General features: G+C 72.4%; 16 protein-coding genes and 2 pseudogenes. 14 read left to right on the plus strand and 4 right to left on the minus strand.

From position 1 onward, the window contains the following. Positions 1-49: 49 nt before the first annotated feature. Entirely contained in the window at positions 50-706 is a 657-nt protein-coding gene (locus tag AB0924_RS25270) for a Crp/Fnr family transcriptional regulator (RefSeq protein ID WP_358934705.1), read from the plus strand. 11 nt (positions 707-717) lie between these two features. Here the strand turns inward: AB0924_RS25270 and AB0924_RS25275 are convergent, their stop codons facing one another. Beyond that, positions 718-1,236, minus strand: a complete 519-nt coding sequence (locus AB0924_RS25275; RefSeq protein WP_366912597.1) for a Pycsar system effector family protein — start codon at positions 1,234-1,236, stop codon at positions 718-720. Between the two features lie 275 nt (positions 1,237-1,511). Between AB0924_RS25275 and AB0924_RS25280 the strand changes: the two genes are divergently transcribed. From AB0924_RS25280 to AB0924_RS25305, 6 genes and pseudogenes are all read left to right on the plus strand, one after another. Beyond that, complete coding sequence (locus tag AB0924_RS25280) at positions 1,512-2,333, plus strand: hypothetical protein (protein WP_358934709.1); 822 nt, start codon at positions 1,512-1,514, stop codon at positions 2,331-2,333. After that, positions 2,330-6,826 carry a hypothetical protein gene (locus AB0924_RS25285; protein WP_366912598.1) on the plus strand — a complete coding sequence of 1,499 codons (4,497 nt, stop codon included), beginning with the start codon at positions 2,330-2,332 and terminating at the stop codon, positions 6,824-6,826. The genes AB0924_RS25280 and AB0924_RS25285 overlap by 4 nt, the downstream gene beginning before the upstream one ends. Further along, entirely contained in the window at positions 6,823-7,803 is a 981-nt protein-coding gene (locus tag AB0924_RS25290; protein WP_366912599.1) for a tetratricopeptide repeat protein, read from the plus strand. Before AB0924_RS25285 ends, AB0924_RS25290 begins: the two co-directional genes overlap by 4 nt. Positions 7,804-7,916: 113 nt before the next feature. Beyond that, a pseudogene (locus AB0924_RS25295) lies at positions 7,917-8,594 on the plus strand (HEAT repeat domain-containing protein); the annotation flags it as partial. 215 nt (positions 8,595-8,809) lie between these two features. Further along, on the plus strand, positions 8,810-9,835 hold the full coding sequence (locus AB0924_RS25300) for a MerR family transcriptional regulator (RefSeq protein ID WP_366912600.1): 1,026 nt from the start codon (positions 8,810-8,812) through the stop codon (positions 9,833-9,835). A gap of 331 nt (positions 9,836-10,166) precedes the next feature. After that, positions 10,167-11,009 carry an RNA polymerase sigma factor SigF gene (locus AB0924_RS25305; protein WP_358934720.1) on the plus strand — a complete coding sequence of 281 codons (843 nt, stop codon included), beginning with the start codon at positions 10,167-10,169 and terminating at the stop codon, positions 11,007-11,009. A 254-nt stretch (positions 11,010-11,263) separates the two neighbouring features. On the opposite strand, the gene AB0924_RS25310 is transcribed toward AB0924_RS25305, so the two are convergent. Further along, entirely contained in the window at positions 11,264-11,698 is a 435-nt protein-coding gene (locus tag AB0924_RS25310) for a MarR family transcriptional regulator (RefSeq protein ID WP_358934722.1), read from the minus strand. 185 nt (positions 11,699-11,883) lie between these two features. Between AB0924_RS25310 and AB0924_RS25315 the strand changes: the two genes are divergently transcribed. The 7 genes from AB0924_RS25315 to AB0924_RS25345 all read left to right on the plus strand — a co-directional run bounded on the left by AB0924_RS25315 (position 11,884) and on the right by AB0924_RS25345 (position 18,675). Continuing rightward, positions 11,884-13,044: a PP2C family protein-serine/threonine phosphatase gene (locus AB0924_RS25315; RefSeq protein ID WP_358934724.1), complete on the plus strand. Its 1,161-nt coding sequence runs from the start codon at positions 11,884-11,886 to the stop codon at positions 13,042-13,044. Positions 13,045-13,193: 149 nt separating this feature from the next. Continuing rightward, positions 13,194-14,090, plus strand: coding sequence for an STAS domain-containing protein (locus tag AB0924_RS25320; protein ID WP_358934726.1), 897 nt, complete (start codon positions 13,194-13,196; stop codon positions 14,088-14,090). Then, a complete protein-coding gene (locus AB0924_RS25325) occupies positions 14,087-14,506 on the plus strand; it encodes an STAS domain-containing protein (RefSeq protein WP_358934728.1) in 420 nt (139 codons plus the stop codon). Before AB0924_RS25320 ends, AB0924_RS25325 begins: the two co-directional genes overlap by 4 nt. Further along, positions 14,503-14,955 (plus strand): ATP-binding protein, encoded by a 453-nt coding sequence (locus tag AB0924_RS25330; RefSeq protein ID WP_358934730.1) that lies wholly within the window; start codon positions 14,503-14,505, stop codon positions 14,953-14,955. The genes AB0924_RS25325 and AB0924_RS25330 overlap by 4 nt, the downstream gene beginning before the upstream one ends. Further along, positions 14,952-15,998, plus strand: a complete 1,047-nt coding sequence (locus AB0924_RS25335; protein ID WP_366912601.1) for a SpoIIE family protein phosphatase — start codon at positions 14,952-14,954, stop codon at positions 15,996-15,998. The genes AB0924_RS25330 and AB0924_RS25335 overlap by 4 nt, the downstream gene beginning before the upstream one ends. After that, positions 15,995-17,407, plus strand: a complete 1,413-nt coding sequence (locus AB0924_RS25340) for a GAF domain-containing SpoIIE family protein phosphatase (RefSeq protein WP_358934734.1) — start codon at positions 15,995-15,997, stop codon at positions 17,405-17,407. Before AB0924_RS25335 ends, AB0924_RS25340 begins: the two co-directional genes overlap by 4 nt. Before the next feature lie 68 nt (positions 17,408-17,475). Beyond that, positions 17,476-18,675, plus strand: a complete 1,200-nt coding sequence (locus AB0924_RS25345; protein ID WP_358934736.1) for a PP2C family protein-serine/threonine phosphatase — start codon at positions 17,476-17,478, stop codon at positions 18,673-18,675. A gap of 2 nt (positions 18,676-18,677) precedes the next feature. On the opposite strand, the gene AB0924_RS25350 is transcribed toward AB0924_RS25345, so the two are convergent. Together AB0924_RS25350 and AB0924_RS25355 are read right to left on the minus strand one after the other, a co-directional pair. After that, positions 18,678-19,181 carry a MarR family winged helix-turn-helix transcriptional regulator gene (locus tag AB0924_RS25350; protein ID WP_358934738.1) on the minus strand — a complete coding sequence of 168 codons (504 nt, stop codon included), beginning with the start codon at positions 19,179-19,181 and terminating at the stop codon, positions 18,678-18,680. Positions 19,182-19,328: 147 nt separating this feature from the next. Further along, positions 19,329-20,638, minus strand: a pseudogene (locus tag AB0924_RS25355) (hypothetical protein); the annotation flags it as partial. Positions 20,639-20,752: the final 114 nt, after the last annotated feature.

Here is a 20,752-nt window from a genome sequence, read left to right on the forward strand (position 1 = left end):
GGATGTGCCGATCGGATCCGGGCCGTGGCCCACGCGGAGCCTGCTGGGGATGGTGCCGGACCCGGCACGGCGTGAGTTGCTCGGCTCGGGGACCCAGGTGCGGTTCGAGGCGGACGCGGTGCTGCTCAGGGAGGGGACGCTCGATCAGCACGTACTCCTGCTGTTGTCCGGTTTCGCCAAGGTCACGGCGACCGTGGAGAACGGTGAGAGTTCGCTGCTCGCGGTCAGGGCCGCCGGGGACACGGTGGGCGAGATGGCCATGATGACCGGCGCCCCGCGCTCCGCGACGGTGATCGCCTGCGGCCCACTGACCGCCCGGGTGCTGTCCAGCGGCGTCCTGCGGGAACTGCTGCTGCGCCGCCCCGAGATCAGCATGGCCCTGACCGCTCTCGTCGCCGACCGGTTGCGGTGGGCGAACAAGCGGCGCCTCGACTTCCGTGGCTACCAGGCGAAGGAGCGGCTGGCCCGGCTGCTGGTGGAACTGGCCGTGTCCTACGGAACGCCCGGTGCCGGTGGCGTGGTGGTGGGCTGCCGGCTGACCCAGCCGGAGCTGGCCACACTGGTCGGCGCCGCCGAGACGACCGTCCACAAGGTGCTGCGTGAACTGCGCGAGGAGGGCCTGCTGGAGACCGGCTACCGCTCCACCACCATCCGGGACCTGCCCCGCCTGCGGCACCTCGCCGATCTGGCGCGGGAACTGCCGTAGCCGGGCCGTCGTCAGGCCGTCGCCGACTGGAGGATCACACCAAGACCCGCGGCCACACCCATGACGGCCGTGCACATCAACGCTCTCGTCAGCCAGCGGTACTTGCGTACGGCGACGCGCGCGAGGAACCGGATGGTGCGCGACAGTTCCTGCCGGTCGGCGGCCTCGTTCGGGCGGGTCTCGTCGGAGGGCAGGTCGTAGGGTCGCGCCGCCAACTGGACGAAGCTGTAGCGGTTGACGTGCGGGTCCCGCAGCAGTCGGGGACGCAGCGCAGCCGCCAGGCACGCGACACCGCCGATCAGGCCGCAGACGAACAAGGCCAGCAACGCCCCGGCGACCGTCCCGGCCGCGCCGCCCCGTTGCCAGGCGAGTGCGGCTCCATGACTCCACACGCCCGTCGTGCCGACCAGCGCCGCCTGAGCCGCGGCCAGGATGCCGGCCTTGGCGTCCGCGTGCTGGTGGGTCGTGTGCAGCGTGGTGAACATGTACTGCGCGGGGCGGTTGGCGGCTTCCCGTCCGTCGGGCGTCATGGAGACCTCCTGGGAAGGACTGCGACCGTGTGGTCGATCGGCTGAGGCAAGTCAAGGACCGATCGTGTGTCCCAACCAGTCCTTAATGCGGGTTCTCGCTGGATTCCCGCATTCCGTACTTCCACAGGATTGCCTGCCGATCAGGGGTGTATGACTGCTGTGTCGGCGCCGCACGGGGGCGGGCGCCCGCCTGCTGTGCATCAGCTCTGTCGATTCCGAGCAGGTTTGAGCATCACGCCGGCCTCCGCATCCAAATGTGTGTAGGGAGAGGTGTCATGACAGCGAACCGTGGCGAAGAGCGAGGCCGCTCGGGCATGTTCGGGCGCAGGCTCCTGCTGGCGGTCGACGCGAAGGGCTACGGCGCCGCCGACGCGGTGACGCAGCGCCAACTCCAGCATGCGATCACCGAGTTGCTCGGGACGGCGGCGGACGAAGCCGAGCTGCGGCGCGCGGACTGGCTCACGCAGGAGGGCGGGGACTCCGTGTTCGCCGTCCTGCCCGAGACGGCCTGTGAGCCCGCTCTGATCGACCGCTTCATGCCCGCTTTGCACCGCGGACTGCGCGCCTTCAACCACAATCGGATACCGCAGGCCAGGCTCCGGCTCAGAGCCGCCGTCCACTTCGGCCCGGCGTCGCCCGGCGCCAACGGTTTCGTCGGCCGAGCCCCGGTCGAGATCGGCCGGATCCTCGACAGCGCGGCCCTGCGCGCCGCCCTGGCGGAGGCACCGGACGCCTGTCTGGCCGTCGCCGTGTCGGCCGGCGTCTTCGACGATGTCGTACGCGGCATGCACACGAGCCTGTCGCCGGAAGAGTTCCGTCACGCACACGTCGAGGAGAAGGAGTACCGCGGGGAGGCATGGATCTGGGTCCCGGACGCCGGTGCGCGGCAGCCACTGGTTCCTGTCGCGCCCCTGAGCGGACGCGACCGAGCCGTGGTGCGCAGCAGCGTGGAGGCGGACACGGTCGCGGGCGACGTGACCGGGGTGCGCATGGAGGATGCCGCGATCTGCGTCGAGAGCGAGATGAAGGCCGGTCGTGTGGAGCGCGGCGCGACCGTGGTCGGGGTGGACATCCGCGGCGCCGGGAACACGAGGTGACCGCCCGCGAGGCCCGGCCGGGCCACACCTTCGAGGACGTGGTCCGGGCCCGTACGGAAGGGGACTTCGTCGAGCGCACCTGGCTGTACGACGAGATCGAGCGGGCTCTGGAATCGGAGCGCGGTCAGTACGTCCTGGTGACGGGCGAACCGGGTGCGGGCAAGACCAGCCTGCTCGCCGGATTGGCGCGGGCCCGCCCCGACCGGCTGCGCTACTTCTTCCGACGGGACAGCCGGACCGCGCTCACCGGCGGGGACGTCCAGTCCTTCCTGCTGGCCGTCGGGCACCAGCTCGCTCAGGCGCGCCCCGAGCTCTTCGAGCTGGAGCAGCTCTCCGTCGTGATCAAGCAGCACATCGACTCCGTCGAGGTCGAGGGCCGCGTGGTCGGGATCAGGATCGAGGACCTGAGCGTGTCGCCGTTCCAGCGCACCGCCGCCCTGGAACTGGAACAGCGCATCGGTGACGTGGCGGGCACGGTCAGCGGCGTCGAGATCGGCACGGCCAGGCTGGAGCCCCGTCTGCTCGACCCCGACAACCTGGCGCACCTGGCGCTGATCGGTCCGGCCCGGGTGCTGGCGGCGCAGGATCCAGAGGCCCGCATCGTCATCCTGCTCGACGCGCTGGACGAGATAGCCGACGACGACACGGTGGAGCCGCGCAAGAGGCTGCTGCACTGGCTGGCCCGCTCTCCCGAACTGCCCGGGAACGTCAGGGTGGTCGTGACCTCCCGACCGCACTCGGGGCTTCGGCTGTTCAGGTCGGCACGAGAGGAGCAGCTCACCGAGGTGGTCATCGACGCCGGTTCGCCCGAGGTGGTGGCAGACCTGCGCAGCTATGCGGACCGCGTCCTGGAGACGGACGCAGTCCTCGCCATGGAACGCGCCAAACACCAACTCTCCGGCAGCACGAAGCAGTACGCGGTCAAAAGGGCCGCGGGGAACTTCCTGTATCTGGCGACCTACGCGCGAGCGCTGACCGACGCCATCGCACAGCAGGACGACGGACTGGTCGACCGGCTGCTCGCCTTCAGTGGTGTACCGGGCAGCCTGACCGGCCTCTACGGGTTCTTCGTGGAGATGGCCCGCGAGGCTCTCACGCCATGGGCCGGGGAGCCGGTCGGCTGGGAGCGGGTGGGGCGGCCGATCGTCGGGGTGCTGACCGTGGCCAGGGAGCCGCTGCCGGAGGATCGGCTGCTCGCGCTGTCGGGCACACCCTCGTCGAAGGAGGCGCAGCGGGTTCTCGAGAGCCTGCGCTGGTTGCTGGACCGCCAAGGCGGCCGGATCGCCTTCTTCCACCCCTCGATCAGTGAGTTCCTCGTCGGCCGGGAAGCCCGGGACGGACATCCCGAATGCTGGGTCGACGAAGCCGAGTGGCACGAGCGGATCGTGGGGAGCTACCGAGGTTCCGCGCCGAGTTGGGCGGATGTGGACTGGACGCGGGTGGACCGGTACGGTCTGGCGCATCTCGCCGCCCACGTCCTCAAGGCCGGGCCGCGCAGCTTAGCCGAGGCCGTCGATCTCGTGTGCCCCGGTATGCGCCGAGCAGTCCGCGCCGAATTCGGGGCCGAGAGCAGATTCCTCGAACTCGTCGACGGTATCGCCCGGCACGTCGCAGACAGCGCGCCCGTCGCTGCCGGGCTGCCCGCGCTGACGTATCTCGGCGTGGTCCGGCACCGGGTCGCGCGCTCCGGCGGCACGCCGGTGCCGCGTGCGCTCGGCCTGATGGCCCGGTTGGGCCGCCTCAAGGAAGCCCTGGAGCACGCGGCCGGGATGAGACCCTCGATGGGGCAGTTCACGGCCGTCGCGGAGATCCTCCGGTACGCACGTCCCGGCCCCGGCGATCCCTCGGCCGACGAGTTGCGGGATCTTCTGGTCGAGTCCGCGCTCACCGTCCGCGGTGACGGCAGCCGCCGTGATGACGCCTTCGAGGCACGCCGGGCCGCCGAGGTGGCCGCACGGCTGCTGGCGCCCCACGATGCCGAGCGCGCGGTGCGGCTGTGGCGGCACGGCCAGGAGAGGGTGGGGGCCGAGTCCCGCTCCGGCAAGAGCCTGGACGCCGTGTACCGCGCCGCCGCAGGCGCCGAGCAGGACGTGGACAGGGCCCGTGCCCTCATCGGCCGGATCGACGGTGCGCGCTGGGCCGACTACCTGGACCTGGCCGAGCGCGCCGACGGCGTCGACGCCATGGCGCTGCTGCACGAGGCCGAGCGGTGCCTGCAGAGCACCGGTCCGGCCACGCATGTCCTGGGCCTGGCGCGACTGGCCGCCGCATGGGCGAGGCACGATCCCGGCACCGGTCGGCAGTTCCTCGGACAGGTGCGCGCACAGGTCTTCTCCGCCGGCGAGGACAAGGAACTCCCCGGCCAACTGGTCGCTGCGGCACACGTGTTGGCGGACACCGACCGCACCACGGCTCGTCTGCTCCTGTCCCGCCTGGACACCGTCGAGAGCAACGGCGCGACGGAAGACGCCGTCCTCGACGGCGCGGGCCTGTGGACGCGGTGGGGGTCTCCCGAGCGCGCGCGGACGCTGGTCGACCGCTACCTCGCGGGGACGCGCGGCAAGTGGGCGCCGTGGGCGCGGCTCGACGCCATGAAGGCGCTCGGGGAGTTGAGCCGCGCAGAAGAACTGCGGCTCATCGAAGAGGTCCACACCACGGTCACGGGCCGGAGCGATCCGCGGGGCGACCCGCTGCGCAGCGTGCGCTTCGACGGTGCCCTGCTGGGTGTCGTTCGGCGGATGGCGGAGTACGACCTGGAACGGGCGGCGCAGATGGCCCGGGGCATCCTGCAGACCGTCCCGTTCGACCACTGGCCGTGGCTGGAGGGGGCGAAGCGGCCGGACCACGAGATCTTCGGACTCGACCGGTACTCGGCGCTCGCCGGCATCGGACATCTGCACGTCGCCCGGGGCGAGCGCGCCCAGGCGGAAGGAGTTCTGGAAGAGATGCGGCGGGAGGCGGAACGTCCCGTGCCGCTGCGCGGCAGTGCCGGTCCCGGTGCGGGCTTCTCCAGTGCGACGTCCGGACCGCGTGAGCCGTCCGCCGACAATCTCTGGGACCAGCTGAACATGATCGCGGCCCAGACCATGTTCAATCTGAGCGAGGAGTGGGCCGCGTATGTCCGTGCACACTTCTTCCGCCGGCCCGCCGATGTCTTGCGCGCCGTCGAACTCGGCGCGCACGGCACCACGGCCCGGCTGGTGCGCCGCTTCGCGGAACACCTGGCGGGCCGGGACATGACACGGGCGACCGCCCTCGTGCGCTCGATCGCGGATCCCGGGGAGCGAGCCATCGGTTACGCGGACCTGCACCTGGCCGCGCACGGCCCGACCGCCTCCTCTCGTCATGGACGCGAGGCGGACGCGTTCTCGAAGGAGGTCGACCGTGCCCTCGGCGACCTGCCGCACCATCGGTGGACGGCCGGCGGTGCTCTCGAACGCACGGCCGGGGACGAGCCGGGCTTCCGGATGCGGGCCGGCGGCCGGGAGCAGGCGGAGGACGAGGCATTGGCCTACGCGCGCCCAGACCACCGGGTCCGCTTCGAGCTGGCGGTGCGCGCGCTGGGTTGCCGGGAGGACGACATGCGGGCGATCCAGGGGCAGTCCTACCTGGCCCAGGCGCACCGGAGTTCCTTCCTCGCGTGGGCGTCCGCGGTGCATGTCGCCCTGGAGATCGACGACGTGGGGCGCGACGAGGTGTTCGGGCCGATCCACTGGAACAACCTCACGGCCGAGATCGACCAGAGCAGCGTGACGGCCAGGGTCGCCGCGGCAGCGGCCGCATACGAGGAGTTCCGCCTCGCCCGCGAGGTGCCCGGGCACGTCCTGCGCGCGTCGCGCGTACGGATCGAGGATCCCGTCTACGCCGCCGCCGTCGATCTGGTGGCACCCGCCCCCGGTTCCCCGCTGAGCCGCGCGTTCACACGACGGCTGGAGGAGATGCTCGACGCGGGTCCGCTGCCCGCGGTCGCCGAACTGCTCGCCTTCGCCGTCGACGTCAGGCCGGAGAACCGCGACGCTCTGCGGGAACTGGCCGCAGAGGTCGTGACGCGGGCCGAGCCCGGTTCCGCGACCGGCGCGGACGCCCTGTCCGTCCTCGCCGCCTCGCCCGCCCTGGGTGACCTCGTGGAACCCGTCGCCCTGCTGCGCGAGGCCGCCGGCGCCTCTTTCGGGTGGCAGGACGGGGCCTCGCATCTCGGCGATGTCAGGACCCGCCTGTTTCCCGTCCTGCTGCGCAGCGCTCCGGCGGTCGCCCTGCAGGAGTTCTACGAAACCGCCTCGAGTAACTGGTCCTTGACCATGTCACTGCTGGGACACGAGCCCGACGCGCTGCGCGACGCACTGGGTGACGACGCGCTCGCCGTGCTCGGCTCGGCCATTGCCCGCGGGCTCGCCTGTACCTCGCCCGAGAACACGGCACCCGAGGTCGTGGACGGCGTCCGGCTCGCGCGCCTTGTCGCCACCGGCTCCGCCCGGAACGGGTGGCCGTCATGACCCGTCCCGTCGATCCCGCCGTGCAGCAGGCCCACGCGGACGTTGTGGCCCTGTTCCGTGCGACACCCGCCGCTGATCGAGCCGGGCTCCATGACGTGTGCCGCGCGGCCCGGGACCGGCTGGCCGCGCTGCCGGTCCTCGATCCGCACGACCCGAGCACCTGGAACTCGTATGGACTGCTCACGGCGAACTTCCAGACCCTTCTCTGCTACCTGGTCGAGGCCGATGTCCCGACGAGCGAGCCGGACCGCTTCCGCGCCCTGCTGATCCGCCTCCTTCACTACCACTACGACTCCCACAACGCGGATCCCGGCGTCCGGCTCGCGGAGCTCGTCCTCAAGGACTGGGAAGTACGGCTCGGGGAGTCGCACAAGGACACGATCCTGGCCAACGAACGACTCGCCGCATGCCTGCACGACCGTGGCGACTCGGAGCAGGCCCGCCCCCTGTTCGAACGGATCCTGGCCCTGAGGTCGCAGAAGTCGGGCGCGGACGACGTCGCCACTCTCGTCGCGGCCTGCAACCTGGGCTCGTGTCTCAACCAGCTCTCGGACCACCAGGCGGCGTTCGAGCTGGCACAGGACACCCTGCGGCGATGCGAGCTGTGGCTCGGCAGCGATGACAGTACGACGATCCTGGCCACGCAGACCCTCGCGGACAGCCTGTCCGGGCTCGGGGAGCATCGGATCGCGCTGTCCCTCTACGAGATGGTCCACCGGTGGCATCTCTTCGAGTACGGCGAGGACGCCCTGCCGACACTCGGCGTAGCGGAGAGCATCGCCCTCTCCCTCCAGGAGCTCGGTGACCACGAGGCGGCGCGCGCCGTCGACGCGGCCCTGCTGCCGAGGTTCGAGTGCGCGGCGGGCAAGGACTACGCGGGCTCGAAACGCACGCGCAACCGTCTGGTGAAATCTCTCAGGGCCCTCGGCCGCGACGCCGAAGCGGACGACATCCGGGGAGGAGGCACGAAGTTCTGACGGGGGACCGGCAACCGGTCACCCGCTCGACACGGCGCCCGTGCCGCGGTTGCGGACCTTCCGGTCCGCCGGTCGCGGGCTTGACCTTGACATGGTGACAAGGTGTCCTCTGGGTGCTGGAGGTGGTCCTGATCAACCCGACAAACGGAACCCCGCGGAGCGCCCGTGCGGCCGATGCCCTGAGCGCCGAGGACGCGTCGGTCCGGCTTCAGGCGGCCCTGGCGGCCGGTACGAACCCTGACACCGGCCTGCTGGAGACGCTCGTCGAGCGGTGCGCGGTCGAACCGGACTTCTTCGTGCGGGACATGCTGTCCTGGGCGCTGACCCGCTTCCCGCCGGAGATCACCCTGCCCCGGATTCGCCGGGAACTCGCTTCCGGGCGCCCTCAGGCCCGCGGTCAGGCGTTGCACACACTGTCCAAGATCGGCGACAGGAGCGCGTGGGCCTGGATCACGCGCGGCATGCTGCGTGACGCCGACGACGAGGTCGCGCGGACCGCTTGGCGCGTCGCGGTGGTCCTCGTGGCCGAGGACGACAAGGAGGACCTGGCCGGCGAGCTGGCGACGCAGCTCGGCCGCGGTGACCGCGAGGTGCGGCTGAGCCTGAGCCGCGCCCTGGTCGACCTCGGAGAGGTGACCGCACCCGCCCTCGAGAAGGCCGCCGCGGACCCCGACCCGGTGGTGGCCACGCACGCCCGTGCCACCGAGCTGCTCCGGCGGGACCCGGAGACCGGTTTCGACGCGGCGGTCGAGGAGGCGAAGCGAGTCGTCGCACTCGGCCCGGCACGAGCGGAAGCCGTCGCGGCCGGGAAGGACGGCGCGGAGACGGCTGAGACTTGGGACACGGCAGCTGAGACCCGGGAGACCGCCGAAACCGGCGAGGCCGTAGGGACGATCGAGGCCGTGGGGGCTATTGAGGCCGTTGAGACCACCGAGGCCTCCGAGACCACCGAGGCCTCCGAGACCACCGAGGCCTCCGAGACCGCCGAGACGGCGGTGACCGCGGAGTGCTGATCGGCGAGGTCGCCCGTCGCTCGGGGGTGAGCACTCGTATGCTCCGGCACTACGACGCCTTGGGGCTGGTGCGACCGACCGGTCGTACCGTCGGCGGCTACCGCGAGTACTCCGCCGCGGACGTCCGCAGGATCTTCCACGTGGAGAGCCTGCGGTCGCTCGGACTCTCGCTCAAGCAGATCGGGCGGGCGCTGGAGGACCCCGCGTTCACCCCGTCCGCCTTGGTCGGCGACCTCATCCGGTGGACGGAGGACCGCCTGGAGCGGGAACGAGAGCTGCTCGAGCGGCTCCGCGCCGTCGATGCGTCGGCGCCCAGCGGCTGGCACGACGTCCTGCGCATCGTCGAACTCATGCAGGGGCTCGACTCGGCCAGTGCCGCGCGCCGGCAACAGGCCGTCCTGGCCCGGCCGGAGGGTGTGGCGGTCCCCGCCGAGCTGCTGGTCCGGGCGGTCCTGGCCGAGTCCGATCCCAACGTCGCGGGCGCGCTGCGCTGGGCGCTCGTCCGGTCGGGCGGCGACGTCGTGGCGGCACTGGCCGCCGGCGTGCGCTCGGAGGACGCCGGCGTCCGTCGGCGCGCGGTGCGGGCGATCGCCGCGATGTCCGAGGCCCCGGGTGCGACGGCGGTGCTCGCGGACGTCCTCGGGGACCCGGACCCGACGGTGCGCGGGCACGCCGCTCTGACGCTGGGCAGGCGTGGTGTGACCGGGGCGGTGCCGGCACTCGTCGGCATGGTGGTCGAGGGCGCCCACGACGTCGACGCGGCGGAGGTGCTGGGAACGCTTTCCAGGGACCACGGGTGCGCGGACCGGGTCCTGACCGCGCTGGCCGGCGAACTCGCCGCGCCCAACGCGGACTCCGCGACGCGGATACGCCTGACCCAGGCGCTGGTCGAACTGCCGGGAACCACCGCACGGGAGGCCCTGCGCCGACTGGCCCACGACGAGGACCGGGCCGTCGCCCTCGTCGCGTCGGCTTTCGTCACCGTGCTCGACGAACGGTGCCGCGAGGACCGGGTGTGACCTGGCCGGCGGCCGCTCCAACCTCGGCATCGCCCAGCAACTCAGCCGGGCCTCGGCGTGCCCGTGCGGGCGCACCTGTACCGGGGCGGGACGCACGGATGGTCCGCGTGGCGGGGCGAGTTCGAGGAGTCCTGGCCGGTGCCGGCCGCCGGACTCGGACTCGGCACGGACCGAGCGGGGTGGGTCAGGTGAAGGCAGGTGTGAGAATCGTGGAGGGTCGGGCGTGAATTGAGGAAGGTTCGAGGAATGCCCGCCGAAGGCCGGGGTATGCGCCTGCTTGCCGGGTGATGTGCCCGCGCAGGCAGGCAAGAATGACAGGGAGGGGCGCAGGATGGTGACGACGGCCGTACGGACCGCTGGGCAGACGGTGGACGTTCCGGAGATCGCGGACCCTTCCAGGATCGCACCGAAGGACGCGCGTGAGTTGTCGAAGCAGTTCTTCGACCGGCTGACGGTGCTGGCGGAGGGGACGCCGGAGTACCAGTACGCGCGCAACACGCTGATAGAGATGAACATGTCCCTCGTCCGCTACGCGGCCGGCCGGTTCCGCAGCCGGGGCGCGGAGGAGATGGAGGACATCGTCCAGGTCGGCATGATCGGCCTGATCAAGGCGATCGACCGGTTCGAGCTGTCCCGCGAGGTCGAGTTCACCTCCTTCGCCGTCCCCTACATCGTGGGTGAGATCAAGCGGTTCTTCCGCGACACCTCCTGGGCCGTGCACGTCCCGCGCCGGCTCCAGGAGGCCCGTGTCCAACTCGCCCGCGCCAACGAGGAACTGCGCAGCCGCCTGGGCCGGACGCCGACGACCAAGGAACTGTCCGAGCTGATGAGCCTGCCGGAGAGCGAGGTCGTCGAGGCCCAGCTCGCCTCCAACGGCTACACCTCGGCCTCCCTGGACGCGACGATCGGCGGCAGCGAGGACGGCGAGGCCGCGCTCGCGGACTTCATCGGCAACGAGGACGCCGCCCTCGGCCTGATCGAGGACTTCCACTCCCTCGCCCCGCTCATCGCGGAACTCGACGAGCGCGACCGCAAGATCATCCACTGGCGCTTCGTCGAGGAGCTCACCCAGGCCCAGATCGGCGAGCGCCTCGGCGTCTCCCAGATGCACGTCTCCCGGCTGATCTCCCGCCTCCTGGGCCGGCTGCGCGAAGGCATGCTCAGCACCGTCTGACCTCCGGGACCCGCCGGCCGGACGGCCGGCGGGTCCCGTCGTCGCGCTCCGCGCGGTCGCTTCCCCCGCTCATGGACCAGGCGCCCTGGACTCCCCAACAGTTGCCGTTTGACAACTATGACCGTGAGGCAACAAAGTAGCCCAGTCGTACCGCACGGGGAAGGATCCGCAATGTTCCGGTTGGCGGAGATCACTCCGTGTGCCGGCCACCCGAGCCCCGTCATGCCGGAGCGATCGGTGGTCCGGCCCCGCGCTCAGGCCGTCCGGTCGCCGGCGCGCGGGGCGTCGTGGTGTATCTGCGACGCCGCCGTGTCGCAGAACGCCTCCAGGCCTTCGAGGAGGGCGGTGCGCTTGGCGGCGGGCATCCGCTCCAGCACCGCCTGCAACTCCTTCTCCCGGCGCGCGCGCAGATCGTCGAGAAAGGCACGGCCGCGGTTGCTGAGATGCAGCCGTACCTCGCGCCGGTCGGCGGGGCTGATGGCGCGCTCGACGAAGCCGGCGGCCACCAGCCGGTCGCAGAGCCGGCTGGTGGACGGGGGCGTGGAAGCGAGAGAATCGGCGAGTGTACGCAGATTGATCCCGTCCTGGTGCTCGAGCATCAGCAGCACACGCATCTGTGACGGGGAGGCCGGCGCGGTCGACGCCCGGCCCCACAGGACTTCCAGCAACTCCACGGCCGTCAAGGTCACGTGGGCGACCTCGACAGGCTCTGGGCGGGGGCGGAAGACAGTCACCGTCACACTCTCGCAGGCACCTGGGACGGTTGCCAGCGTACTAGGTGCCGGTATTGGCAAGAGATGGTTCGGACGGCCGGCGCGGCTCGGCCCGGGCGGGATCCGTACATGTCCGCCGAAGGATGGGTGTATTTAAGATCGTGAACAGATTTGTGACCGCCGAGCGTGCTCTGCGCAGGGCGGCCCCGGACGAGTTGCTCGACGCCGTGCGCCGGGTGCTGGCCGAGGAGTACGCGGCTCAGTCCGTCGAGCTGTTCCTGGCCGACTACGGTCTCACCGTCCTGCAGCCGGTGTCGGAGCTGCCGTACACCGCGGAGCCCGTGTCGCTGCACGGCAGCACCGTCGGCCGTGCCTTCGGCGCCCAGGAGCCGTTCGTGGAGAGCGCCAAGGGCGGTTCCGTGCGCGTCCATCTGCCGGTCACCGTGCGCGGGGACCGGCTGGGCGTGCTGTCGGTCGCCCTGCCGGACGGGGACGCCGCGCCCGGTCTGCTGGGGGAGCTGGCGGACATCGCCGAGGTGCTCGGGCACGAGGTGGTCGTGGCCGAACGCGACACGGACGTGTACCTGCAGGCGAGGCGGAAGGACCGGCTGACGCTGGCGGCCGAGATGCAGTGGCAGTTGCTGCCCGGCCGGTCCTGCGCCCGGCCCGAGTTCGAACTCGGTGCGCAGCTGGAGCCGGCCTACGCGATCTACGGCGACAACTTCGACTGGTCCGCCACGGCGGACCGCCTCATGCTCTACGTCACCAACGGCATGGGCGAGGGCATAGAGGCCTCCCTGCTGACGAACCTCGCCATCAACGCACTGCGCAACGCCCGGCGGGCCGGCCTCGCCCTGCCCGACCAGGCCGCGCTGGCCGACCAGGCGGTGTACGCCCACTACCGGGGGCGCTGCTATCTGTCGGTGCTGATGTTCGACTTCGAGCTCGCCACGGGCCGGGCGAAGGTGGTGGACGCCGGCTCCCCGCAGCTGCTGCGGCTGCGCGACGGCGTGGTCGAGCGCGTCACCTTCGAGGCGCAGCTCCCGCTGGGCATGTTCGAGGAGACCGACTACGTGACCCAGGAGTTCCAGGTGGAGCCCGGCGACCGGCTGGTCTTCGTCAGCGACGGGGTCTACGCGGTCGCCTCCCCCCTGGGCGAGGCGTACGGGGACGCCGCGCTGGCCCGGGCGGTCATGTCCACCCGTCTGCTGCCGGCCGCCGAGGTGCCGCGTGCCATCCTGAGGGAGCTGACCGGCCATCGCGGACAGCCCGCCCCGGAGGACGACGCCCTGGTCGTCTGTCTGGACTGGCGCGGACGCTGAGCCCGCCGGAAGCGCGTCCCGCCGGGGCGCGGGCGTGAATGTGTCGATGCTGTGTCGTTTCCGGGTCACGTGCGACGTTAATGCTTGTCATGCGGCAATAATTGGCGGAGTTGTGCCGGGCCTGGCGCGACGGTCCGTACCCGAGGGAGATGACGCGAGTGTCGGAGCAGGCGGCGGCCGGGACGGTGGCGCTGGGGCTGGGAGCCTTCCTGGAGCGCCGTCGCGAGCAGATCGCCCAGCGCTGGGCGGACGCGCCGCTGTTCAGGACGGTCTTCACCGTCTCCCGCGACGAGGCCGTGGAGGCCTGCAAGGCCGTGGTGGACGCCCTCGCGGACGTGGCCTCGACCGGCAGGCTGGAGGACGTCGCGGCCCCGGGCTTCGACTCGGCGCGTGAGCAGCTCGGGCGCATGGCCGCGTCCCGGGCCCGCAGCGGATACAGCCCCGCCCAGATCGCGGACGAGGCCGCGGGCCTGCGGACGGTGACCGCCGAGCTGCTGCAGGGCGAGGCGCGGGACCCGTCCGGCGACGAGGCGCGGGACGCCCTGCTGGCGCTCACCGTCCTGATGGGCACCCTGCGTCTGGTGATCATGGAGACGACGATCAGCGCGGGCGAGGAGCTGATCGCGCGGCAGCGGCAGCAGCTGCTCGAAGTGGCCACCCCCGTGATCAGCCTGTGGGACGGCATCGTCGCGGTGCCCCTGATCGGCACACTGGACAGTGCCCGCAGTCAGGTGGTCATGGAGTCGCTGCTCCAGGCCGTAGTGGAGCAGCGCGCCCGCTACGCGATCCTCGACATCACGGGCGTGCCCACGGTCGACTCGCTCGTCGCGCAGCACCTGATGAAGACGGTCGCCGCGGCCCGCCTCATGGGCGCCGAGTGCGTCGTCTCCGGCATCCGCCCGGCCATCGCGCAGACCATCGTGCACCTCGGCATCGACCTGGGCTCGGTCGTCACCCGCAGCTCGCTGGCCGACGCCCTGGCCCACGCCCTCTCCCGGCAGGGCATCGAGGTCTCCCGCCGTACGGCCGGTGTGACCCCGCGATGACCGTCCCCGCCCCCCTCCTGGGCAGCCTGGCCGCGGTGCCGGTCCTGGCGCTGGGGGACACCCTGCTGGTCTCCCTCCAGGGGGAGCCGCACGACGGCGTGGCCGAGCAGCTCCAGCAGGACATCGCCCACCGCGTGGCCCACAGCGAGGCGACCGGTGTGGTCATCGACGTCTCCGGCGTCGACATCGTCGACTCCTTCCTCGGCCGCGTCATCGCGGAGATCGCCGCCAACACCCGCCTGCTGGCCGCACGTACCGTCCTGTGCGGGATGGGGCCCGCCGTGGCGATCACCCTGGTCGAGCTGGGCCTGACCCTGCCCGGCGTGGTGACCGCCCTCGACGTCGACCGTGCCTTCGAGCTGCTCCGGCAGGACGCCTCCGCGGCCGGCCCGGGCGAAGCCGCGGAGCGCGCATGACGCCGGCCTCCGACCCCGTCACCGCGACGAGCCTGCCCATCGGCTCGGACGCGGACCTCGCATGGGTCCGCCATCAGGTGCGGCGGTTCGCGGCGGAACTCGGGTTCGGGCTCGTGCAGCAGACGAAGCTCGTCACCGCGGCCAGTGAACTGGCCCGGAACACCCTGATCCACGGCGGTGGCGGCGAGGCGCGGATCACCCCGGTGACCAACCCGCCGGCGCGCGGACTGCGGCTGTCCTTCGTCGACTCCGGCCCCGGCATCCGCGACGTCGAACTGGCCACGACCGACGGCTACACCACCGGCGGCGGCCTCGGACTCGGCCTCAGCGGAGCCAGGCGGCTGGTGGACGAGTTCACCATCGACACCACGCCCGGCAAGGGCACCGTCGTCACCCTCGTCGCCTGGGTCACCGGCGTCCCCGCCGCCCGGCCGGGGTCCGTCGGATGACACGCGTCTGGACCGTCCCGGTGCACGACTCCACCCGGGTACGCGACGTCCGGGTGGCGACCGAGGAGGCGGGCTCCCACGCCCGCCTCGACGCGCACCGCACCGCGGTCGCGGCCCTGGTGGCCACCGAGCTGGCGACCAACCTGCTCAAGCACGCCGGCGGCGGCACCGTGCTGATCGGCCTCGTCGACCGCGCGACGGCCGGCGCCCGCGGGCCGGCGGTGCAGCTCGCCGCCCTGGACCACGGCCCCGGCATCCCCGACGTCGCCGCGGCCCTGCGGGACGGCCACACCACCAGCGAGGCGTCACTCGGCGCCGGCCTGGGCACCTGCCGGCGCATCGCCGACGTGTTCGACCTGTACAGCACCCGCCGGGGCACCGTCGCGGTGGCCCGCGTCCACCAGAACCCCGGGCCGCGGCTGACCCGCGACATCCGCGCGGCCGGCGGGATCAACATCCCGCTCGCCCGGGCCGAGCACTCCGGGGACGCCTGGAGCTGCGTCCGGTCGGACTCCCGCACGACCCTGATGCTCGCCGACGGCCTCGGTCACGGAGCCAGGGCCGCCCACGCCTCCGACGCGGCGGTCGACGCCCTGCACGGTGCCGGGCACCTGCCGCCCGACGAGATCCTGCGGCTCATGCACCCCGCCCTGCGGCCCACCCGCGGGGCGGCGGTCGCCCTGGCCCAACTGGACACGGACCGGGGGGAACTGGCGTTCGCCGGGGTCGGCAACATCGGCGCCCGGCTGCACACCGACGGCTCGTGGGAGCACCTCGTCTCCCACCCCGGCATCGTCGGCGCGCAGTTCCCGGCGACCGTACCCGTGCACCGTCTGCCCTGGCGGCCGGGCAGCCTGCTCGTGCTGCACAGCGACGGACTGCCCAGCCGGTGGGTGCCGCCCGAGGACCCCGGCCTCCTCGGCCACGACCCGGCCGTGGTCGCGGCGACCGTCCTGCGGGACGCCAGCAGCGCCGCCAGCCCGGTACGCGACGACACCTGCGTGGCCGTCCTGGCCTGCGACCGTCCGGCCGGACGCCCGTGACCGCGCCGGACGCCCGCCCGGCGGGCCCCGACGTGACCGCGCACGCGGAAGCGGTCCTGGCGGCGGACGAGCGGACCGCGGCGGCCCTGCGCCGGCTGGACGAGACGGAGCGGCAGCTCCGCCTGCACCGCGAGGAACTGCACCAGACCAACCAGGGCGTGCTGGCCCTGCACGCCGAACTCGACGCCGCCGCGCGCACCCAGCGGGCCCTGCTCGACGCCGAACGAGCCGCCCGCGGCGAGGCCGAGAAGGCACGGCGGCTGCTCACCTTCCTCGCCGACGCCAGCGCGGCCGTGACCGCGTCCCTCGACCAGGAGGACATCCTGCGCTGCCTCCCGGAGCTGCTCGTCCCCGAGTACGCGAGCGGGATCGACGTATGGCTCTTCGACGAACCGGCAGGACCGGACGCCGCCCACTCCGCCGCGGCGGTCACGGCCGCCCGCCACGACCGCCCCCAGCACGCCGGGCCACGCCCCGGCGCCCTCCCCGGCGTCGACGACCTGCCGCCCTCCGCGCTGTCCCCGGACCGGCCGCTGCTGAGCATCCCCCTCACCGTGCGCCGCACCTCGGGCGTGCTCACCCTCACCGCGCCCGGTGACCGCTTCGACGCGGACACCAGCGTGATGCTGGTCGAACTGGCCCGCCGCACCGCCATCGCCCTGGACAACGCCCGCCGCTACGAACAGCACCGGGACACCGCCGAAGCGCTGCAACGCGCCCAGCTCACCGAGCTGCCCCCCGCCGAGGGGCTGCGACTGGCGGCCCGCTACCTCCCCGCCACCCGGGGACTCAACATAGGCGGCGACTGGTACGACGCCTTCCCGCACCCCGACGGCAGCCTGCTGACCGTGGTCGGCGACGTCACCGGACACGGGCTGCGCGCCGCAGTCATCATGGGCCAGCTGCGCACCGCCCTGCGGGCCTACGCGCTCGAGGACGACAGCCCCGCCCGCATCCTCACCCGCCTGCACCGCATGCTGCGCCACCAGCAGCCGAACCTCTACGCGACCGCCGTGATCGCCCGGTTCCGGCCCGGCGATCCCCGTTTCGTGTGGGCCGCCGCCGGACACCCCCCGGCCGTGGTCCGCGCGCCCGGCGGCACCGTGCGCGTACTGGACACCAGACCCGGCGTCATGCTCGGAGTGCCCATCCCGTTCGAGTACGCGGACCACACGGCGGAACTGCCGCCCGGCTCGACGCTCGTGCTGTACACCGACGGCCTGGTGGAGCGGCGGGCCCAGGGCATCGACCCGGGCATCGAACTGCTCGGCCGGACCCTGGCCGCACTGGACGAGTCCGTGCTGGAGGACCTGGACGGGTGCGCCGAGTCGCTGCTCAAGCCCCTGGTGCACGACTCCGAACGCGACGACGACGTCTGCATCCTGCTGTGCCGCACCGCTCCGTCCTGACAGCGGGGGGCCGCTTCCCGCACCGGGACGATAGCGTGGAGGTCACATGGGAAGAGGATGGAGACGCCGTGAATGCCGCCGAACCGGTCCCGTCCGCGGAAGCCCAGCTTCGCTCGGTACCGCCGCACGCCCTGGTGGCCACCGCCGGCCGGCTGCTGGCCGAGCGCTTCGGCGCCCAGGACGTGACGCTCCTGCTCGCCGACTACGGCCTGACGGTCCTGCAGCCCGTCACCCACCTGCCGCTGACGGGCGAACCGGTCTCCGCCCACGACGGCCCCGCCGGCACCGCCTTCACCACCCAGAACCCGGTGGTGGAGGTCACCGCCGACCCGGCCACGCAACTGGTCCACCTGCCCATCACCGTCCGCGGCGACCGCCTCGGTGTGCTCTCCGTCCGGGTCCCCGGCTCCGGCACCGACCCCGGCACGGTGCTGCGGCTCGGCGACTTCGCCACCGGCCTCGGCCACGAGGTCGCCACGGCGGGCCGGGACACCGACCTGTACCTCCAGGCCCGCCGCACCCGCCGGCTCACCCTCGCCGCCGAGATGCAGTGGCAGCTCCTGCCGGGCCGCGGCTGCGCCCGCGACGAGTACGTCATCGGGGCCCACCTGGAGCCGGCCTACGCCATCGGCGGCGACAACTTCGACTGGTCCACCAGCGCAGACCACCTCACGCTCACCGTCACCGACGGCATGGGCGAGGGCATAGAGGCCTCCCTGCTCACGAACCTCGCCGTGAGCGCGCTGCGCAACGCCCGCCGCGCCGGCATCGGCCTCGCCGACCAGGCCTGCCTCGCCGACCAGGCGCTCTTCTCCCAGTACGGAGGCAAGTCGTACGCCTCCACCCTGCTGCTCCGCTTCGACCTGGACACCGGCACGGTCCGCGCCGTCGACGCCGGGTCGCCCCAGCTCTACCGTCAGCGCGGGACGACCGTCGAACGCGTCGAGCTCGAGGCCCAGCTGCCGCTCGGGATGTTCGAGGAGACCCTCTACGAGGAGCAGACCTTCCAGGTCGAGCCGGGCGACCGCCTGGTCGCCATCAGCACCGGCGTGCACGGCACCCGGTCGGTGACCGGGGAGGTGTTCGGCGAGGGCGTGCTGCGCCAGGTCCTGGGCGCGACCCGGCAGACGCAGCCGCACGAGGCCGCACGGTCGGTCGTCGCCGGACTGATCGAACACGTCGGCGACGAAGGCCTCCTCGCCGACGCCGCCGTCGTCTGCCTCGACTGGACGGGACGCGAGCCCGGCGAGGCGGGGTCCGGTCGCTGACTCTACGGCGTCTTCGGCGGCCGGGAGGGCCCCTCGCCGTTGGCCCCGAGGAAGGCCCGCATGCCGCGGACCAGCGCCGACCGCTCCGCGGGCGGCATGACCGCCAGCACACCGGCCAGGGCCTGAGTGCGCCGGCGGGCCACGTCGGCCAGCACCCGGCGCCCCTGGACGGTGAGCCTGAGCTGCACCTCGCGGCGCCGGTGCGGGTGCAGCTCGCGGTCCAGCAGACCGGCGGCCTCCAGCCGGTCGCAGAGCCGGCTGGCGGTGGGCAGCCCTATGTCGAGACTCTCCGCCAGGCCCGTGAGATTCGACTCCGGCGCCCTCTCCAGCGCCCGGAGTGCCCGCAGCTGGTGGAGGGACAGCCGTACGGCCGCCTCCTGGGCGGCGACGGACCAGAGGTTCGCGAGACGCTCCACGGCATCGGTGATCGCCTGCGCGTCGGCGCTCGGATCGTCACCCGAGCCCCTGGCGCGGTCGTCGTCGCCGCCGGGAAGAGTCACGAACACATCACTTTCAGTGAGAACCGGGTGCTGTGGGGACAACCCATATTCCATCGCTGTACCCGGGGATCGGGTCCGCAACCGGTGTTCGCAGAGGGTTCCCGCGCCTGGGCCGGCGGCGCGGCGCGTCCACCGCGCCGCCGGACCCGGTGACTACTTCAGGTACGGGCCGTCCGTGCCGATCCTGCCGGGCGCCGCGTTGGCGCCGCCGAGGTCGAGGACGTAGACCCGGAGGTTGCCCTTGCCGGAGGCGGGGACGGACAGGGTGCCGTCGCCGACGGTGACCGTCTTTCCGGTGACGGCCTCCTTGTAGGTGCCGTTGAGGACGCCGGTGAAGGTGGCGGCGTTGCCGACCGCGACCAGCGCGTAGCTGTCGACGCCGGTGGCGGTGTCGGTGTAGCGCCGCTTGAAGGCCAGGTCGCCGCTGACGCCCGCGGTGGAGTACTGGCCCATCTGGAGGGCGGGCACGGCCCGGCGGATCCGGTTGAGCCGCTGGAGGTGCTTGACCAGGGGCTGCTGGAGGGTGGTGGCCACGGCCCCGCTCGCGCTCGAGGCCTCGGAGAGCCGCCCGCCGTCACCTCGCCCGCCACCCTGTCGCCGTAGTAGGCGCGACCGGTGCTCGCCAGCGGGCAGGTGGGGCCGCAGTCGATCTGCTTGCCGGCCTGGAACTCGGTCTCCGATCCGTAGTAGAGGGTGGGGATGCCGCGGAACGTCCACATCAGGGACATGTTCTCGGCCCAGGCGTCGGTTCCGCCGTTGTAGCGCGTGCTCGACTTGTTCGGGCCGTAGTCGTGGCTGTCGAGGTAGACGACGTTGTAGGTGGCGTCGTTGGTGGAGTCGTCGGAGTCCTTGCCGTTGTTGAAGGCGTTGGACGCGTCGCCGAAGTTGTTGTGCATGCGCATGTCGATGATGTTCATGCCGCTGAACCGGCTGTGGTCAGGTGCGTGGTAGCTGTTGCCGTCGAGGAAGGCGTTGGCGGACGTCGGCTGTCCCGCCGGGCCCAGGTTCTCCTCGTGGTCGTACTGGTCCAGGGCCGCCCGGACGTCGTCGGAGGTGTACTCCTTGCGCTCCTTCCAGGTGAAGAACTGCGCGGAGTGGTTGACCGAGCCGTGGTTCCACTTGTCGTTGACGAAGGCGGCGACCTCGCCGAAGACGAAGAAGTCCCTGGCCTTGTCCGCGCCGAACCTGCGGGTGACCTCGTCGTACATCGCGGGCGGGAAGCGCCGGTCCCAGGTGACGCGCGGGACGTGCTGGCTGCCGCCGCGGTTGTTGGAGCTGCCGCCGTCGTAGAAGCGGGCGGTGAGCACGAAGTAGACCGGGTCCTTGCGCGGGTCGCCGCCGAGCGGGGCGCCCGCGGCGGCGGGCGGCGGGGTCTCGCCGGTGGTGGCGCACTTCTCGGTGCTCGCGGCGGAGAGGTTGCCGGCCGCGTCCAGGGCCCGCACGGTCCAGCAGTAGGCGGTCCGCGCTGAATCTTGCGGCAAAGTAGTGCAGCGTTGGATCGCCGTAAAGGCCTGGCGCACGATCTGTCCGGGGGCGGGTGAGAGCCGGGCCCCGTCCGGGGCGGGAGGACGTCGCGG

The sequence above is a fragment of the Streptomyces sp. NPDC047869 genome (assembly GCF_040704065.1).
Taxonomy (GTDB): domain Bacteria; phylum Actinomycetota; class Actinomycetes; order Streptomycetales; family Streptomycetaceae; genus Streptomyces.

What these genes read in the sequence shown, in the direction of transcription:
- AB0924_RS25280 (WP_358934709.1), top strand. Translation starts at nt 1,512, where the DNA reads ATGACAGCGAACCGTGGCGAAGAGCGAGGCCGCTCGGGCATGTTCGGG.
- AB0924_RS25270 (WP_358934705.1), top strand. Translation starts at nt 50, where the DNA reads ATGGTGCCGGACCCGGCACGGCGTGAGTTGCTCGGCTCGGGGACCCAG.
- AB0924_RS25290 (WP_366912599.1), top strand. Translation starts at nt 6,823, where the DNA reads ATGACCCGTCCCGTCGATCCCGCCGTGCAGCAGGCCCACGCGGACGTT.
- AB0924_RS25320 (WP_358934726.1), top strand. Translation starts at nt 13,194, where the DNA reads ATGACGCGAGTGTCGGAGCAGGCGGCGGCCGGGACGGTGGCGCTGGGG.
- AB0924_RS25275 (WP_366912597.1), bottom strand. Translation starts at nt 1,236, where the DNA reads ATGACGCCCGACGGACGGGAAGCCGCCAACCGCCCCGCGCAGTACATG.
- AB0924_RS25335 (WP_366912601.1), top strand. Translation starts at nt 14,952, where the DNA reads ATGACACGCGTCTGGACCGTCCCGGTGCACGACTCCACCCGGGTACGC.
- AB0924_RS25325 (WP_358934728.1), top strand. Translation starts at nt 14,087, where the DNA reads ATGACCGTCCCCGCCCCCCTCCTGGGCAGCCTGGCCGCGGTGCCGGTC.
- AB0924_RS25330 (WP_358934730.1), top strand. Translation starts at nt 14,503, where the DNA reads ATGACGCCGGCCTCCGACCCCGTCACCGCGACGAGCCTGCCCATCGGC.
- AB0924_RS25305 (WP_358934720.1), top strand. Translation starts at nt 10,167, where the DNA reads ATGGTGACGACGGCCGTACGGACCGCTGGGCAGACGGTGGACGTTCCG.